This is a genomic window from Pseudomonas sp. TE21435 (assembly GCF_056279265.1).
Genome location: NZ_JBWBQZ010000001.1, coordinates 1,099,055 through 1,114,256 on the forward strand (window position 1 = coordinate 1,099,055; position 15,202 = coordinate 1,114,256).

Here is a 15,202-nt window from a genome sequence, read left to right on the forward strand (position 1 = left end):
GGCATTCGCGCCTGCCCCACGTCGATCCATGAATGAGTAGGGAAACACCTCATGCCGAACACCTTGTTGTTGATGCTGGTTCTTTTCGCGGTCTTTCTACTGGTCGCCGAGCTGTTCAGGCGCTACCGCCTGGTGGGCCTGACCTTCTTCGTGCTGTCGCTGCCGGCGTTGCTGGTGCCGAACGCCAACCTGTTCATGCGCATCAAGACCATCAGCGTGCTGCTGCCCATGTGCTTCCTGGCGTATGCCAGGTACAGGCCGAAAATCGAGGGTTTCATCTACAAGCTTATCTACGTGGTGATCGTGCTCAACATCATCGAAGCCTCGGTGATCGACTGGAAAACCGGCAACGTCCTCAACATCGTCGCCGCCGTGGGCCTGATCCTGTGTCTGCCGTACTCGCGCCAGCACTGGGAGATCTCTGGCCGTCATCACGATTTCGTGGTGCGCGTCCCTGCCTACTGGCCCTACCTGTACACCACCTGGAACCTGTGCTTCCTGTACTCGGCACGGATCACCACCTTCGGCTATGCACTGCCGCTGTTGCTGGCGCCAGTGGCCTACGCCTTGCTCCTGCGCCGCACCGACCTGTATTTCCAGGCCCGCGCCTACACCTTCGGCTTCTACCTGTTCGTGCGCACCATCGCCGGCGACACCCCGCTGATGAACCTGCCGGCCTTCGACCTGACGACCTGGTACAGCCCCGACGCCGCGCTCGCCTGGAGCGTCGTCAACGTGATTTTCACAGGCGCCTGCCTGTACAGCTACGGCGCAAGCCGCAAGAAGAACAAAGCGATCGAACAAGGAGTCTGAAGCATGTTGGAAGTTATCCTGCTGGCGTTTTTCATCACCGTCAGCCCCGTGATCCTGTTGATGAGCAAGACCCGGGCCGAGCCATTGAAGCATGTGTACATCGGCCTGTATTACGTGAAGTTCGTGCCGTTGCTGCTGTCGTTGTACGCGATTAACCTCAGCGCCAGTTTCCTGGCCTGGAAGTGGGTCCAGCTGAAGTGGCTGCTGCCTCGCTACTTTGGCTATCGCCACTACAATCGTGACTCCATCTCGATGGAGAGCACGCCGATCCCGGGCACTGACTACCACATGGGCTACATCCCCAAGAAACTGCCCGCCGAACTGGTCTATCGCTGGAGGAAAGACAAGGTCTACCACAACTATATCCAGTCGATCATCAAGGCCAACCGCGACTACTACAAAGTGCCGCTGGGCCAGTTCCCGCAACCGACGGCGATTTCCGACGAGGACCTGAAAGTCTTCCTGATGTCGTCGCAGATCACCCACTACCTGCAGACGGTCGATGGCGTATCGACCTTCGACATGCGTGATTTCACCCGCGAGATCCGCCTGTCCAGTTCGGTGTTCGACGTGGCCAGCATCTCCATCGCCCAGGACTTCGCCACCGACAGCATGCGCATCACCCTGCGCGACGGCTTCAGCGTCGGCCCGGGCGAGCCGCACTGGGACCTGGCCAAGGTGTACTTCATGTCGAACACCATGGTGTTCTTCATCCTCGGCGCGCACCTGCACCACCACCTGTTCTTCGCCGAAATGGGCGCGGCATTCCTGTTCAACCTGGTGCCCAAGGATTCCAACTTCCACAAGCTGATGGATCCGCACACCGCCTATATCCTGATGCTCAATCACCAGTTCAAGGAATCGCCGCTGTCGTTGCGCGAAACCACCGGTATCGCCGACAAGTTCCTCTACAGCTGCATCGGCTACTACTCGGCGCAGACCTTCTACAAGGTCGGTTATGAAAACGCCCTGAACATGTACAACAAGCGCGACACCGAAGACCAGGCGCTGACCCAGAAATTCGAGATCAAGTTCACCATCCCGTTCGACCAGTACCTCAATGGCCAGCACGCGCTCAATGCCCAATACCGCGACTACTACGCGGCGGTGCTGAAGTTCGTCACGACCAGTTACGACGACCTGCTGCGCGACGGTTCCGAGCCCTATATCAACAACTGGGTCGCCGAGCTGTGCCGCTATGTCAACCTGCCGTGCCCGGCCAATGACAAGGCTTTCAACATCGAAGTGATCGCCACCTACATCTGGTACGTATCGTTCGTGCATTCCCTGGAGCACTACCAGTTCCACAAGTACAAGATGAACTACTGCCTGCTGACCCGGCTGCCGTTCGCGGTCGCCAAGCACCTGCCAGCGGACCAGGTGTTCAGCCAGTACGACATCTGGAAGTCCAAGCACATCGTGCACACCTTCGGCAAGAACCACCTCAATGCCGGTGTCTCGGAAAGCTATGCCGACCTGGACTACAAGTTCCGCGACCTGCCGTTGATCGACAAGCAGACGCAACTGAAGAAGGACGTGCTCGGCCTGCTGGAGAAACACCAGACGCCAAACGAGGCGATCGCCTTGTCCATTCGTTACTGAGCCTGGGCGAGGAGGGCCGACGACGAAGGGGACTGTTCAGTTTTCGCAGAAAGGAGTACAAATGTGCTCCATGGACAATTTATCTCCCAAACGCCGCGCCATCCTCGAATTCATCCGCGAGCGCATCACCGATCAAGGCCAGCCGCCGTCGCTGGCCGACATCGCCGAGCGTTTCGGTTTCGCCTCGCGCAGCGTGGCGCGCAAGCACATCACCGCCCTGAGCCAGGGCGGCTTCATCGACGTCACGCCCAATCAGGCGCGGGGTATCCGCCTGGCCGAGCCGCTGCGTCGGCCCGAGATCCTCGAAGTGCCGGTGCTCGGCCAGGTTGCCGCCGGTGCGCCGATCGGGCCCGACCTCGATATCCACGAGCAGTTGCTGCTCGACCCCAGCCTGTTCCGGCGTACCCCCGACTACCTGCTCAAGGTGCGCGGCGACTCGATGGTCGACGACGGCATCTTCGACGGTGACCTGGTCGGCATTCGCCAGCAGGGCGAGGCCCGCGACGGGCAGATCGTGGTCGCCCGGCTCGACGGCGAGGTGACCATCAAGCGCCTGCAGCGCACCCGCGACGGCTATCGGCTGCTGCCGCGCAACCCGGCCTATGCCCCCATCGACGTGAGCCCCGAGCGCGAGTTCTTCATCGAAGGCGTGTTCTGCGGCTTGCTGAGGCGTGACTGATGGGCGCGGTGGTCGAACTCGACCGGCTGCTCGATCAGCGCCAGGTATGGCGTGGGCGGCAGGCCCAGGCGCGTCCGCAGGGCCTGCAGCCCACCGGGCATGCCGCCCTCGATGGTCGGCTGCCGGAAGGCGGTTGGCCGGCGGCGTCGCTCAGCGAGCTGCTGCTGGCCAGCCCCGGCTGCGGTGAGTTGCAGTTGCTCTGGCCCACGCTCGCCCGGCTGAGCGGGGAAGGGCAGAGGGTGGTGCTGGTGGCGCCGCCGTTCATCCCTTATGCGCCGGCCTGGCAGGCTGCCGGGGTGGACCTGCGCTGGCTGGTGCAGATCGACGCCGAGGCCGGCGATGCCCTGTGGGCAGCCGAGCAGTGCCTGCGCTCGGGCAGTTGCGCGGCGGTGTTGTGCTGGCCGGAGCGTGCCGATGATCGGGCGCTGCGGCGTTTGCAAGTGGCCGCGGAAACCGGCAACGCGCTGGCATTCGCCTGTCGTCCGCGGCAGGCCGCGCTGAACCCATCGCCTGCCGCCCTGCGCATCGCCCTCGACCTGCGCCCGGCACAATGGCGCGTGCTCAAGTGCCGGGGTGGCCTGCCACCTGCCGCACCCATCGCCTGCCCTGGGCAGGGGTGATGCACCATGCTCTGGGCCTGCATCCTGTTACCCCAGCTGGCGCTGGACACTGTCCTGCGCGAACGTGACGACCCCGAGGCGCCGCTGGTGCTGCTCGGCGGGCCGCCCCAGCGCCGCGTGCTGCGGGCGGTCAACCCGGCGGCCAGTGCGCTGGGCCTGCGCGCCGGGCAGGCCCTGACCGCCGCCCGCGCCCTGGCCGACGGTTTCACCTGCGTCGAGGTCGAGCCGGCGCGTCTCGAGCAGTTGCAGCAGCTGCTCGCGGCCTGGGCCTACCGTTTCAGCGCCCAGGTCAGCCTGCACTATCCCCGTGCGCTGCTGCTGGAGGTAGGCTCGAGTCTGCAGCTGTTCGGCCCGTGGCCGTCGTTCGAGGCGCGCCTGCGCCAGGAACTGGCGGCACTCGGCTTGCGCCAGCGCATCGTCGTGGCCAGCAACCCGGTGGCGGCGAGAATGCTCGCCAACGGTCACGATGGCCTGGCACTGACTTGCCCGCAGGCGACCCGCGCTGCCTTGCTCGACATGCCCGTCGAGCGTGTCGGCCTGCCCAGTGAGGCAGCCGAAGCCTTCATCCGCATGGGCCTGCGCCGCCTCGGGCAGGTACTGGCGCTGCCCCGTGATGCCTTGGCCAGGCGCTTCAGTGCCCAGGTGCAGTTGCACCTGGACCAACTGCTTGGTTTGCGCAGCCTGGGGCTGGGTTTCTACCAGCCGCCCGACCGTTTCGAAGCGCGGCTGGAGCTGAACTTCGACGTCGAATCACACCAGGCCCTGCTTTTCCCCCTGCGTCGTCTCATTCACGACCTGGCGGCATTTCTCGCCGGGCGTGACTGTGGCGTGCAGCGTTTCGAACTGCACCTGGAGCATGCCGAAGGCGCGGACACCGTGCTCAAGGTCGGCCTGTTGGCTGCCGAGCGCGACGCCTCGCTCTTGTTCGAGCTTGCCCGTGGCCGCCTGGAGCCGCTGCGCATCCCGGCGCCGGTGCGCAACCTGCGGCTGCTGGCCGCCGACCTGCCACCGTTCGTGCCCCAGCACCAGGCGCTGTTCGATCCGCGTGCGCAACAGGCTCAGCCCTGGGACCAGCTGCGCGAGCGCCTGCGCGCGCGGCTGGGCGATGACGCGGTCAAGGGCTTGCGCGCCGAGGCCGATCATCGCCCCGAGTGCGCCTGGCAAGGGGTGGAGCAGGGTGGGCAGGGCCATTTGGTGATGGCCCCCGGTCGGCGTCCCGGCTGGTTGCTGCCGGTGCCTCAGGCGCTGTCCGAGACTGGCCTGCAACTGCTCGGGCAGGCCGAGCGCATCGAGTCCGGCTGGTGGGACGGTGGTGATGTGCGGCGCGACTACTACCGCATCGAAACCCGTGATGGCCTGCGCGGCTGGGCCTTCCGCGACCTCGCGGCGCCGGGGCCGTTGTGGCTGCAAGGCTGGTTCGCATGAGCGCCCCCGGCTACGCCGAGCTGCACTGCCTGTCGAACTTCAGTTTCCAGCGTGGTGCCTCCAGTGCCGACGAGCTGTTCCGCCGCGCCCGCGAGCAGGGTTACCAGGCCCTGGCGATCACCGATGAATGCACCCTGGCGGGCATCGTCCGGGCCTGGCAGGCGGCAAAGCAGCATCAGGTGCGGTTGATCGTCGGCAGCGAGGTGCGGGTGCACCAGGGGCCGAAGCTGGTCCTGCTGGCACAGGACCTTGCTGGCTACCAAAGCCTCTGCGCCTTGATCACCCGCGCCCGGCGGCGTTCGCAGAAGGGGCAGCTACCAGTTGCTCGTCGAGGACCTCGAGGCCCATCACCAGGGCTTGCTGGCGCTGTGGGTGGCCGAGCCGGACGACAGCGCCGGGGCCTGGCTGCAGCCCCTGTTCGACGGGCGCCTGTGGCTGGCGGTGCATCTGCACCGCGGGGCCGACGACGCTCAGCGCCTGGCCCACCTGCGCGCGCTGGGGGCGCGGCTCGATCTTCCGTTGGTGGCCTGCGGCGATGTGCACATGCACGTGCGCGGACGGCGGGCGCTGCAGGACTGCATGACCGCCATCCGCGAACATTGCGCGGTCGCCGAGGCGGGGCGCTTTCTGTTCGCCAATGGCGAGCGTCACCTGAGGTCGCTCGACCAGTTGCACGAGCTGTACCCCGACGATCTGCTGGCGCAGACCCTGCAGGTTGCCGAGCGCTGCACCTTTGATCTGTCCCAGCTGGACTACCAGTACCCACGGGAACTGGTGCCCGAGGGGCAGACCCCGGCCAGCTGGCTGCGCGAGCTGTGCCGGCGAGGGTTGCCCGAGCGCTGGCCCCAGGGCCCGAGCGACCAGGTCCACGCGGTGCTGGAGCGGGAGCTGGCGCTGATCGAGGAACTGGGCTACGAGAGTTACTTCCTCACCGTCCACGACATCGTCGCCTTCGCCCGCCGCCAGCGCATCCTCTGCCAGGGGCGCGGCTCGGCGGCCAACTCGGTGGTGTGCTTCGTCCTCGGCATCACCGAGCTCGATCCCATGGAACACCGCCTGCTGTTCGAGCGCTTCCTTTCCCGCGAGCGCAACGAGCCGCCGGACATCGACGTGGATTTCGAGCACGAGCGCCGTGAAGAGGTGATCCAGTACGTGTTCCAGCGCTACGGCCGGCACCGTGCCGCGCTCACCGCGGTGGTCAGCAGCTACCATGCCGCCGGCGCGGTGCGCGACGTGGCGCGGGTGCTCGGCCTGCCGGCCGACCAGGTGGACGCCCTGGCCAAGTGCTGCGGGCGCTGGAGCGACCGCATCCCTGATGCCGCTCGCCTGGCCGAGGCCGGGTTCGATGCGCACAGCCCGTCGCTGCGGCGCATCCTGGTGCTGGCGGGGGATCTGATCGGCTTTCCCCGACACCTGTCGCAGCACCCCGGGGGCTTCGTCATCTCCGAGCAGCCGCTGGACCAGCTGGTGCCGGTGGAGAACGCGGCGATGGCCGAGCGCACGGTGATCCAGTGGGACAAGGACGATCTGGACATGGTCGGCCTGCTCAAGGTCGACGTGCTGGCGCTGGGCATGCTCAGCGCGCTGCGCCGCTGCTTCGACCTGATCGCCCGACATCGGGGGCGCGAGTACACGCTGGCGACGCTGCCCAAGGAAGACCCGGCCACCTACGCCATGATCGGCCGCGCCGAGACCATGGGCGTGTTCCAGATCGAGTCGCGGGCGCAGATGGCCATGCTGCCCCGGCTCAAGCCGGAGAAGTTCTACGACCTGGTGATCGAGGTGGCCATCGTGCGCCCCGGGCCGATCCAGGGCGACATGGTTCACCCGTACCTGCGCCGCCGGTTGAAGCAGGAGCCGGTCACCTATCCTTCGGCAGAGCTGCAGGCCGTCTTCGAGCGCACCCTGGGCGTGCCGCTGTTCCAGGAGCAGGTGATGGAACTGGCCATGGTCGCCGCCGACTACAGCCCCGGCGAGGCCGACCAGTTGCGTCGCAGCATGGCCGCCTGGAAGCGCCATGGCGGCTTGGAACCGCACCGCGAGCGGCTGATCGCGGGCATGCTGCGCAATGGCTACGAGCTGGCCTTTGCCGAGCGTATCTTCGAGCAGATCAAGGGCTTTGGCAGTTACGGCTTCCCTGAATCCCACGCCGCCAGCTTTGCACTTTTGTGCTACGCCAGCAGTTGGCTCAAGTGCCATGAGCCGGCGATCTTCACCTGTGCGCTGGTCAACAGTTGGCCGATGGGCTTCTACAGCCCCGACCAGTTGCTGCAGGAGGCGCGCCGCCAGGGCATCGAAGTGCGCCCGGTGGATGTGTTCCATAGCGAGTGGGATTGCACCTTGGAGGCACTGGGCGAGAACGAACTGGCCATCCGCCTGGGCCTGCGCCAGATCCGCGGCTTCAGCGAGGACGATGCCCGGCGCCTGGAGCAGGCGAGGGCGCTACGCCCCTGGCGGGATGTCGAGGACCTGTGCCTGCGCGCCGGGCTCGATGGCCGGGCCCGGGCGCGCCTGGCCGACGCCGGGGCATTGCGCGGGCTGGCCGGCGACCGCCACCAGGCGCGCTGGCAGGTGGCGGCGGTGCAGGCGCAACTGCCGTTGTTCGCCGAGGTTGAATCGACACTTGAACAGGCGGTGGCCTTGCCTGCACCAAGCATTGCCGAAGACCTGGCCGCCGACTACGACACCCTGGGCACCACCCTCGGGCCGCATCCCCTGACCCTGCTGCGGACACGCTTGCGTGCGCTGGGGTGTCGCAGTTCAAGGGAGCTGGCAGGGGTCGAGCATGGCGACAGCATCGCCGTCGCCGGCATCGTGGTCGGTCGCCAGCGACCACAGACCGCCAGTGGCGTGACCTTCGTCACCCTCGAGGACGAGCATGGCATGGTCAACGTGGTGGTCTGGCGCGACCTGGCCGAGCGCCAACGGCGCGAACTGGTAGGTTCGAAGTTGCTCAAGGTGAGCGGGCGGCTGGAGCAGGAGAGCGGGGTGCGGCACCTGATCGCCCGGCGCCTGGAAGACATCAGCCCACTGTTGCAGGGGCTTGATGTGCGCAGCCGGGACTTTCACTAGAAATAGCGTTTGGCTTGAAGGCGGCGCGGTCGGTGTGGGAGCCGGCTTGCCGGCGATAGGGCCGCAGCGCGGCCCCTGGTGCAGGCAGCTCAGACCATCGCCAGTCGCTGCTTGCGTGTCGGAGCCGGGAACGCCTGCTCGATGGCTTGCAGGTCCTCTTCGGCAAGCACCAGGTCGGCCGCCGCCGCATTCAAGCGCACATGCTGCGGATCCACCGCCTTGGGGATCGCGATCACCCCATCATTGCGCGTGACCCAGGCCAGGCTCACTTGTGCCGGCGTGGCGCCATGGCGTTCGGCGATCTGCGCCATCACCGGGTGTCGCAGCAAGCGCCCGGCCTGGGCCAACGGGCAGTAGGCCATGGTCGGCAAGCCCTGCTCGCGGCTCCACGGCAGCAGGTCGAACTCGATACCACGTTCGGCCGGGTTGTACAGCACCTGGTTGGTGGCGCAGGCGCTGTCATCCAGTTCGCGCAAGTCGTCGAGGTCGAAATTGGACATGCCCCAGCGGCGAATCTTGCCCTGCTCGATCAGCCGCTCGAAGGCTTCCACAGTCTCTTCCAGCGGGTACTGACCGCGCCAGTGCAGCAGGTACAGGTCGATGCAGTCGGTGCCCAGGCGCTGGAGGCTGCGCTCGCAGGCGGCCGGTACACCGCGTCGGCTGGCATTGTGCGGATAGACCTTGCTGACCAGGAACACCTGGTCGCGGCGCCCGGCGATGGCCTGGCCGACCACCTGCTCGGCGCCGCCCTCGGCGTACATTTCCGCCGTGTCGATCAGGCTCAGGCCCAGGTCGATGCCTTGTTGCAGGGCCGCCACCTCGGCGGCCCTGCGGCCCGGGTCCTCGCCCATGTACCAGGTGCCCTGGCCGATGGCCGGAACGCGGGAGCCCGCCAGATTCACGTAACGCATGTCACCTCCTGTGGGTGGGTATGGGTCAGCAGTACATCGAGCAGCGCCTCGGCGGCCTTGGACAGCTTGTGATCGCTCAGGGCGATCACACCGATGCGCCGCTCCACGGTGGGTTCGACCAGCGGCACGCAACGGGCGCCGAGCTCCTGCATCTGCTCGATGCACAGGGCCGGCACCGCGCTGACCCCCAGGCCACTGGCGACCATGCGGCCGATGGTCGATAGCTGATGGCTCTCGAAGGCCACCGCCAGCTTGCCATGGTTGGCGGCCAGGTGCTGTTCGAGCAGCAGGCGCACCGCCGATGGCCGCTGCAAGGCGATGAAGTCCTCGGCCAGCAGCTCCTGCCAACGCACCTGGGGCTGCTGGGCAAGGGGCGAGTCGGCCGGCACCACGGCGACGAAGCGGTCCATGTACAGCGGGTGGAAGCGCAGCGCCTCGCTGCTATCAGGCTCGAAGCCGATGCCCAGTTCGACGCGGCGATGGCGCACCAGTTCCAGCACCTGCTCGTTGATCACGTCGTGCACGGTGACATTAACCTTGGGGTAGCGTTGGCGAAACACCTTCAGCGACCGTGGCAGCAGGTTGCCGGCGAAGGCCGGCATGGCCGCCACCGACACCCGACCCAGTTGCAGGGTGAAGCGCTGGCGCAGCATCTCCTCGGTATCGTCCCAGTCGGCGAGCAGGCGCCTGGCCAGGGGCAGCAGTACCTCGCCCTCGGGGGTCAGGCTGACGCTGCGGGTGGTGCGGGTGAGCAGGGCGCCGCCGAGGTTGTCCTCCAGGGCCTTGATGGTCAGGCTCAAGGCCGGTTGCGACACGTGCAGGTGCTCGCCGGCCTGGGCGAAGCTCTGGTACTTGGCCACGGTAACGAAGGCACGCAGCTGCTTGACGTTCATGAGAGGCGGGCCCTTTGTTTTGGAAAAGTTATCAATCGATGACGAAAACAAAATTAACAAATCAGTCGACTACAGTGAAGATGACCGTACGGTTCCAACAACTACAAAAGGCGACTGAGCATGGCCGGACTGGACAAGCGTGTAGCAACTTATGAAGAGGCCCTGGCGGGCCTGACCGACGACATGACCGTGCTGGCCGGCGGCTTTGGCCTGTGCGGCATCCCCGAGAACCTCATCGCCGAAATCAAGCGCCGCGGCGTCAAGGGCCTGACCGTGGTCTCCAACAACTGCGGCGTCGATGGCTTCGGCCTCGGCGTGCTGCTCGAGGACCGGCAGATCCGCAAGATGATCGCCTCCTACGTCGGCGAGAACGCCGAGTTCGAGCGCCAGCTGCTCAGCGGCGAACTGGAAGTGGAGCTCACCCCGCAAGGCACCCTGGCCGAGAAGATGCGCGCCGGCGGCGCCGGCATCCCAGCCTTCTTCACCGCCACCGGCTACGGCACCCCGGTTGCCGAAGGCAAGGAAGTACGCGAGTTCAACGGCCGCAAGTACATCCTCGAAGAGTCCATCACCGGCGACTTCGCCATCGTCAAAGGCTGGAAGGCCGACCACTACGGCAACGTGGTGTACCGCAACACCGCGCAGAACTTCAACCCGCTGGCCGCCACCGCCGGCAAGATCACCGTGGTCGAGGTCGAAGAGATCGTCGAGCCCGGCGTGCTGCTGCCCAGCGAGATTCACACCCCGGGCATCTATGTCGACCGGGTCATCGTCGGCACCTTCGAGAAGCGCATCGAAAAGCGCACCGTCAAGGCCTGAGCGCCGCCCTCAAGAACAACAAAGAGATCCTGACCATGGCATTGACCCGCGAACAAATGGCGCAACGCGTCGCCCGTGAACTCAAGGACGGCTACTACGTCAACCTCGGCATCGGCATCCCCACCCTGGTGGCCAACTATGTGCCCGACGGCATGGAAGTGATGCTGCAGTCGGAGAACGGCCTGCTGGGCATGGGCGAGTTCCCCACCGAAGCCACCATCGACGCCGACATGATCAACGCCGGCAAGCAGACCGTTACCGCCCGCCGTGGCGCGTCGATCTTCGATTCGGCGCAATCCTTCGCCATGATCCGTGGCGGGCATGTCGACCTCACCGTGCTCGGCGCCTTCGAGGTGGACGTGGAAGGCAATATCGCCTCGTGGATGATCCCCGGCAAGCTGGTCAAGGGCATGGGCGGCGCCATGGACCTGGTGGCCGGCGCCGACAACATCATCGTCACCATGACCCATGCCTCCAAGGACGGCGAGTCCAAGCTGCTGCCCAAGTGCAGCCTGCCGCTGACCGGCGCCGGCTGCATCCGCAAGGTGCTGACCGACCTGGCCTACCTGGAGATCGACAACGGCGCCTTCATCCTGCGCGAGACCGCGCCGGGCGTGAGCGTGGAGGAGATCGTCGCGAAGACCGCCGGCAAGCTGATCGTGCCGGACGATGTGCAGGAAATGACCTTCTAAGCAGCACCGTTGCAAGCGCCCCATCGCGGGGCAGGCCCGCTCCCACTAGGGTTTGTACGAAAAGTCGCCGAGCGGCGATCAGGCAAGGCGAAAACAGGCGAGGAAGCGGAGTTGACTGGTTGTCAATGAGCATTCCGAGCCTGTTTTCAACGCAGCATGATCGTCGCGCAGGCACTTTTCGTACAAAGCCTAAGGACCACGTATCCCTCGTGGGAGCGGGCCTGCCCCGCGATGGGGCGACGCCGTTTCAGTCCTATAAAAATCAGAAAAAGGAAAACATCGTGGCCGCTGATATCCAAGACAGCCGCTCCGCCCGCTTTGCCCTGCGCTGCTCCAACTGGGCCGAACGCTGGTTCCCCGATTCCTGGGTGTTCGCCGCCCTGGCCGTGATGCTGGTGGCCCTCGGCGCCCTGGCCATGGGCGGCAAGCCCACCGACACCGCCAAGGCTTTCGGTGACGGCTTCTGGAGCCTTATCCCGTTCACCATGCAGATGGCCTTCGTGGTCATCGGCGGCTATGTGGTGGCCAGCTCGCCACCTGCCGCCCGGCTGATCGACCGCCTGGCGCGGCTACCGAAAAACGGCCGCTCGGCGGTGTGCTGGGTGGCGCTGATCTCGATGCTCGCGTCCTTGCTCAACTGGGGGTTGTCGCTGGTGTTCGGCGGCCTGCTGGTGCGCGCCCTGGCGCGCCGCACCGACCTGAAGATGGACTACCGCGCCGCTGGCGCCGCCGCCTACCTGGGCCTGGGCGCGGTGTGGGCGCTGGGCCTGTCGTCGTCGGCCGCGCAGTTGCAGGCCAACCCGGCCAGTCTGCCGCCGTCGATCCTGTCGATTACCGGGGTGATCCCGTTCACCGAGACCATCTTCCTCTGGCAGTCCGGGGTGATGCTCGCCGCGCTGGTGATCGTCTCGCTGATCGTCGCCTATGCCACCGCGCCTGGCCCGAACAGCGCCCGCAGCGCGCAGGACTGTGGAGTGGACCCGAGCTTCAGCGCACCACCTTCGCCCCAGCGCACGCGCCCGGGTGAGTGGCTGGAATACAGCCCGATCCTGATCCTGCTGCTGGTGGCCCTGGCCGCCGGCTGGCTGTACCAGGAGTTCGCCACCAAGCCGGCGATCACCGCGATTTCCGGGCTGAACACCTACAACCTGCTGTTCATCATGCTCGGTGCCTTGCTGCACTGGCGCCCGCGCAGCTTCCTCGATGCCGTGGCCCGCGCCGTGCCGACCACCACCGGGGTGCTGATCCAGTTCCCGCTGTACGGCTCGATCGCCGCCATTCTCACCCAGGTCAAGGGCGCGGACGCCCAGACCCTGGCTCACCATATCTCGCTGTTCTTCACCCAGATCGCCACCCATGACACCTACGCCTTGCTGATGGGCGTGTACTCGGCGGTGCTCGGCTTCTTCATCCCGTCCGGCGGTGGCAAGTGGATCATCGAGGCGCCGTACGTGATGCTGGTGGCCAACGACCTGCAATACCACCTGGGCTGGGCGGTGCAGATCTACAACGCCGCCGAGGCGCTGCCGAACCTGATCAACCCGTTCTACATGCTGCCGCTGCTGGGGGTGCTGGGGCTCAAGGCGCGTGACCTGATCGGCTTCTCGTTCGTGCAGTTGCTGGTGCATGTGCCGCTGGTGCTGGTGTTGCTGTGGGCGCTGGGCACGACCTTGCAGTATGTACCGCCGGTAATGCCGTAGGGCTTGCACAGTCCTTTCCCGACATGAGGTCGCTCCTGCAGGAGAACGCGCATTTCTGCAGGAGCAATCGGGACGCGAGCGAGGCGGGCCCTGCAAAGTACACAGGATGTTTTTTATAGGCAGACCGCTCTATCTCAGTGCTTCTGAGCGATATGGAGGGAGGCTCCCGCAAAAAATGAAGTGATGGCAAATTGACGTCAATATGATGGCCGCATAGTATGCGCGCCTCTTTGCCTTAATCACCAAGGACAGGTATGGCAGTACGTCGTCTTTCCACGCGCAAGTTGGCCCTTTCCGTCCTTGTTTCAGCATTGTGCAGCATGCCTGCCTGGGCCGTGTCTCCCGGTGACCAGGACCTGATCCGCGAACGCCAGAACCGCCTGCTCGAAGAGCAGCAACGGCGCCTCGAGGACCTGCGCAACCTGCCCGGCGAAAGCGCGCAACCTGCCCAGCAGCAACGGCCCGAAGACACCCGCTGCTTCGATATCCACACCATCGAGCTCAAGGGCGCCGACAGCCTGTCCGCCGCTGACCGCGACAGCCTGCTCAAACCCTTCATCGACCAGTGCCTGGGCGTCACCCAGCTCAATGCCTTGCTCAAGGCCATCACCGACCATTATTTGGGCCGCGGTCTGGTCACCAGCCGCGCCTACCTGCCGCAGCAGGACCTGTCCTCGGGCCACCTGCAGGTGCTGGTGGTGGAAGGGCGCCTGGAAGGGCTGCGCCCGGACCCGGCCAGCGGCCTGAGCGAGCGCGAACTGGCCATGGTGTTCCCCGGCGAAGTCGAGCAGCGCCTGAACCTGCGCGAAGTCGAGCAGATGGTCGACCAGCTCAACCGTCTGCCGTCGAACAAGGCGCAGATGGAGCTGACCCCTGGCAAGGCCGTCGGCGGCAGCGAAGTGCTGGTGCGCAACACCCAGCAGAAACCCTGGCGCGCCTCGCTGTCGCGCAACAACGAAGGCCAGCGCAGCACCGGCGAGCAGATGCTCAACCTCGGCCTGGAATGGGACAGCCCGCTGGGGCTGGCCGACCAGCTGATGCTGCGTGGTGGCCACGATGTGGTCAGTGATCACACCCAGGGCTCGAAGAACGGCGTGCTGTTCTACAACCTGCCGTGGGGCTGGTGGAACTTCACCTACAGCTACAGCGAGAGCGAATACCGCTCCCTGGCCCAGGCCAACGGCTTTGCCTTCAAGCAGACCGGCGACAGCCAGAACCACCAGCTGCGCGCCGAGCGCGTGGTACATCGCGATGCCACCAGCAAGACCTCGCTGAATGCCGGTGTGGCCCACCTGCGCACCAACAACTACATCGAGGACAGCCGCCTGGAGGGCAGCAGTAACCGCCTGAGCGAGGCGCAGTTCGGCATCAACCACGGCCGCCGCCTGGGCAATGCCTTCGTCAACATCGACCTGGGCACTCAGGAAGGCATCGGCGCCTTCGATGCCCAGGACAATGCCCACCCGCGTCCGGGCCAACCGGTGGCGCGCTACCGCAAGTACAGCGCCACGGTCAGCTATGTGCAGGGCTTCGAACTGTTCGGCGAGCGCCTGAGCTTCACCAGCCTGGCCACCGGCCAGCGCAGCGAAGACGTGCTGTTCAGCCCTCAGCGCATCAGCCTTGGCGGGCTGTCGTCGGTACGCGGCCTGAAGGACCAGTCGTTGTCCGGCGACAGCGGTGGCTACTGGCGCAACGACCTGCGCTTGACCCGCCCGGTTAACTGGCCGCTGCTGCAGCCGTTCGTGGCCGAGTATGGCCTGGGCCTGGGCTACGACCTCGGGGTGATCCGCAACGATCGCTACAACGGCGAGTATCATGGCCGTGCCAGCAGCCACTCGCTGGAGCTGTTCGCCCGCGGCCAGCACATGGCCGCCAGCGTGACCTTCGCCCACAGCCTGGAACGCCCCGACGTGCTGACCGAGAAGGAACGCCCGGTGTATTTCCGCCTGGACTTCTTCATCTGATCCACCTGATCC

At 65.8% G+C, this 15,202-nt stretch carries 11 protein-coding genes and 1 pseudogene; 10 read left to right on the forward strand and 2 right to left on the reverse strand.

Annotated features, from left to right (window positions below; translation table 11 throughout):
• Positions 1-51 precede the first annotated feature (51 nt).
• From ACZ9C1_RS04975 to ACZ9C1_RS05000, 6 genes and pseudogenes are all read left to right on the forward strand, one after another.
• Positions 52-813 carry a hypothetical protein gene (locus ACZ9C1_RS04975; protein ID WP_476253679.1) on the forward strand — a complete coding sequence of 254 codons (762 nt, stop codon included), beginning with the start codon at positions 52-54 and terminating at the stop codon, positions 811-813.
• Positions 814-816: 3 nt separating this feature from the next.
• Entirely contained in the window at positions 817-2,415 is a 1,599-nt protein-coding gene (locus tag ACZ9C1_RS04980) for a hypothetical protein (protein ID WP_476253680.1), read from the forward strand.
• Between the two features lie 70 nt (positions 2,416-2,485).
• A complete protein-coding gene (lexA, locus tag ACZ9C1_RS04985; RefSeq protein WP_111532881.1) occupies positions 2,486-3,094 on the forward strand; it encodes a transcriptional repressor LexA in 609 nt (202 codons plus the stop codon).
• On the forward strand, positions 3,094-3,714 hold the full coding sequence (imuA, locus tag ACZ9C1_RS04990; protein ID WP_102685452.1) for a translesion DNA synthesis-associated protein ImuA: 621 nt from the start codon (positions 3,094-3,096) through the stop codon (positions 3,712-3,714). The genes lexA and imuA overlap by 1 nt, the downstream gene beginning before the upstream one ends.
• Positions 3,715-3,720: 6 nt before the next feature.
• Positions 3,721-5,139, forward strand: a complete 1,419-nt coding sequence (locus ACZ9C1_RS04995) for a Y-family DNA polymerase (protein ID WP_258597998.1) — start codon at positions 3,721-3,723, stop codon at positions 5,137-5,139.
• Positions 5,115-8,211, forward strand: a pseudogene (locus tag ACZ9C1_RS05000) (error-prone DNA polymerase). Before ACZ9C1_RS04995 ends, ACZ9C1_RS05000 begins: the two are co-directional and overlap by 25 nt.
• A gap of 89 nt (positions 8,212-8,300) precedes the next feature.
• On the opposite strand, the gene ACZ9C1_RS05005 reads toward ACZ9C1_RS05000, so the two are convergent.
• Positions 8,301-9,122 (reverse strand): aldo/keto reductase, encoded by an 822-nt coding sequence (locus tag ACZ9C1_RS05005; RefSeq protein WP_277503894.1) that lies wholly within the window; start codon positions 9,120-9,122, stop codon positions 8,301-8,303.
• On the reverse strand, positions 9,110-10,015 hold the full coding sequence (locus ACZ9C1_RS05010; RefSeq protein ID WP_277503896.1) for a LysR family transcriptional regulator: 906 nt from the start codon (positions 10,013-10,015) through the stop codon (positions 9,110-9,112). The genes ACZ9C1_RS05005 and ACZ9C1_RS05010 overlap by 13 nt, the downstream gene beginning before the upstream one ends.
• A 120-nt stretch (positions 10,016-10,135) precedes the next feature.
• Here ACZ9C1_RS05010 and ACZ9C1_RS05015 point away from each other — a divergent pair, with 120 nt between their 5' ends.
• From ACZ9C1_RS05015 to ACZ9C1_RS05030, 4 genes are all read left to right on the forward strand, one after another.
• Positions 10,136-10,834 carry a CoA transferase subunit A gene (locus ACZ9C1_RS05015; RefSeq protein WP_023632552.1) on the forward strand — a complete coding sequence of 233 codons (699 nt, stop codon included), beginning with the start codon at positions 10,136-10,138 and terminating at the stop codon, positions 10,832-10,834.
• A 35-nt stretch (positions 10,835-10,869) separates the two neighbouring features.
• On the forward strand, positions 10,870-11,526 hold the full coding sequence (locus ACZ9C1_RS05020) for a CoA transferase subunit B (protein ID WP_102685419.1): 657 nt from the start codon (positions 10,870-10,872) through the stop codon (positions 11,524-11,526).
• 281 nt (positions 11,527-11,807) lie between these two features.
• A complete protein-coding gene (locus ACZ9C1_RS05025) occupies positions 11,808-13,226 on the forward strand; it encodes a short-chain fatty acid transporter (RefSeq protein WP_094012630.1) in 1,419 nt (472 codons plus the stop codon).
• Between the two features lie 320 nt (positions 13,227-13,546).
• Positions 13,547-15,190, forward strand: a complete 1,644-nt coding sequence (locus ACZ9C1_RS05030) for a ShlB/FhaC/HecB family hemolysin secretion/activation protein (RefSeq protein WP_457378723.1) — start codon at positions 13,547-13,549, stop codon at positions 15,188-15,190.
• The last annotated feature ends 12 nt before the right edge of the window (positions 15,191-15,202 follow it).

Coding starts and splice junctions, on each gene's coding strand:
- ACZ9C1_RS04975 (WP_476253679.1), top strand. CDS start 52: ATGCCGAACACCTTGTTGTTGATGCTGGTTCTTTTCGCGGTCTTTCTA.
- ACZ9C1_RS04980 (WP_476253680.1), top strand. CDS start 817: ATGTTGGAAGTTATCCTGCTGGCGTTTTTCATCACCGTCAGCCCCGTG.
- lexA (WP_111532881.1), top strand. CDS start 2,486: ATGGACAATTTATCTCCCAAACGCCGCGCCATCCTCGAATTCATCCGC.
- imuA (WP_102685452.1), top strand. CDS start 3,094: ATGGGCGCGGTGGTCGAACTCGACCGGCTGCTCGATCAGCGCCAGGTA.
- ACZ9C1_RS04995 (WP_258597998.1), top strand. CDS start 3,721: ATGCTCTGGGCCTGCATCCTGTTACCCCAGCTGGCGCTGGACACTGTC.
- ACZ9C1_RS05005 (WP_277503894.1), bottom strand. CDS start 9,122: ATGCGTTACGTGAATCTGGCGGGCTCCCGCGTTCCGGCCATCGGCCAG.
- ACZ9C1_RS05010 (WP_277503896.1), bottom strand. CDS start 10,015: ATGAACGTCAAGCAGCTGCGTGCCTTCGTTACCGTGGCCAAGTACCAG.
- ACZ9C1_RS05015 (WP_023632552.1), top strand. CDS start 10,136: ATGGCCGGACTGGACAAGCGTGTAGCAACTTATGAAGAGGCCCTGGCG.
- ACZ9C1_RS05020 (WP_102685419.1), top strand. CDS start 10,870: ATGGCATTGACCCGCGAACAAATGGCGCAACGCGTCGCCCGTGAACTC.
- ACZ9C1_RS05030 (WP_457378723.1), top strand. CDS start 13,547: ATGCCTGCCTGGGCCGTGTCTCCCGGTGACCAGGACCTGATCCGCGAA.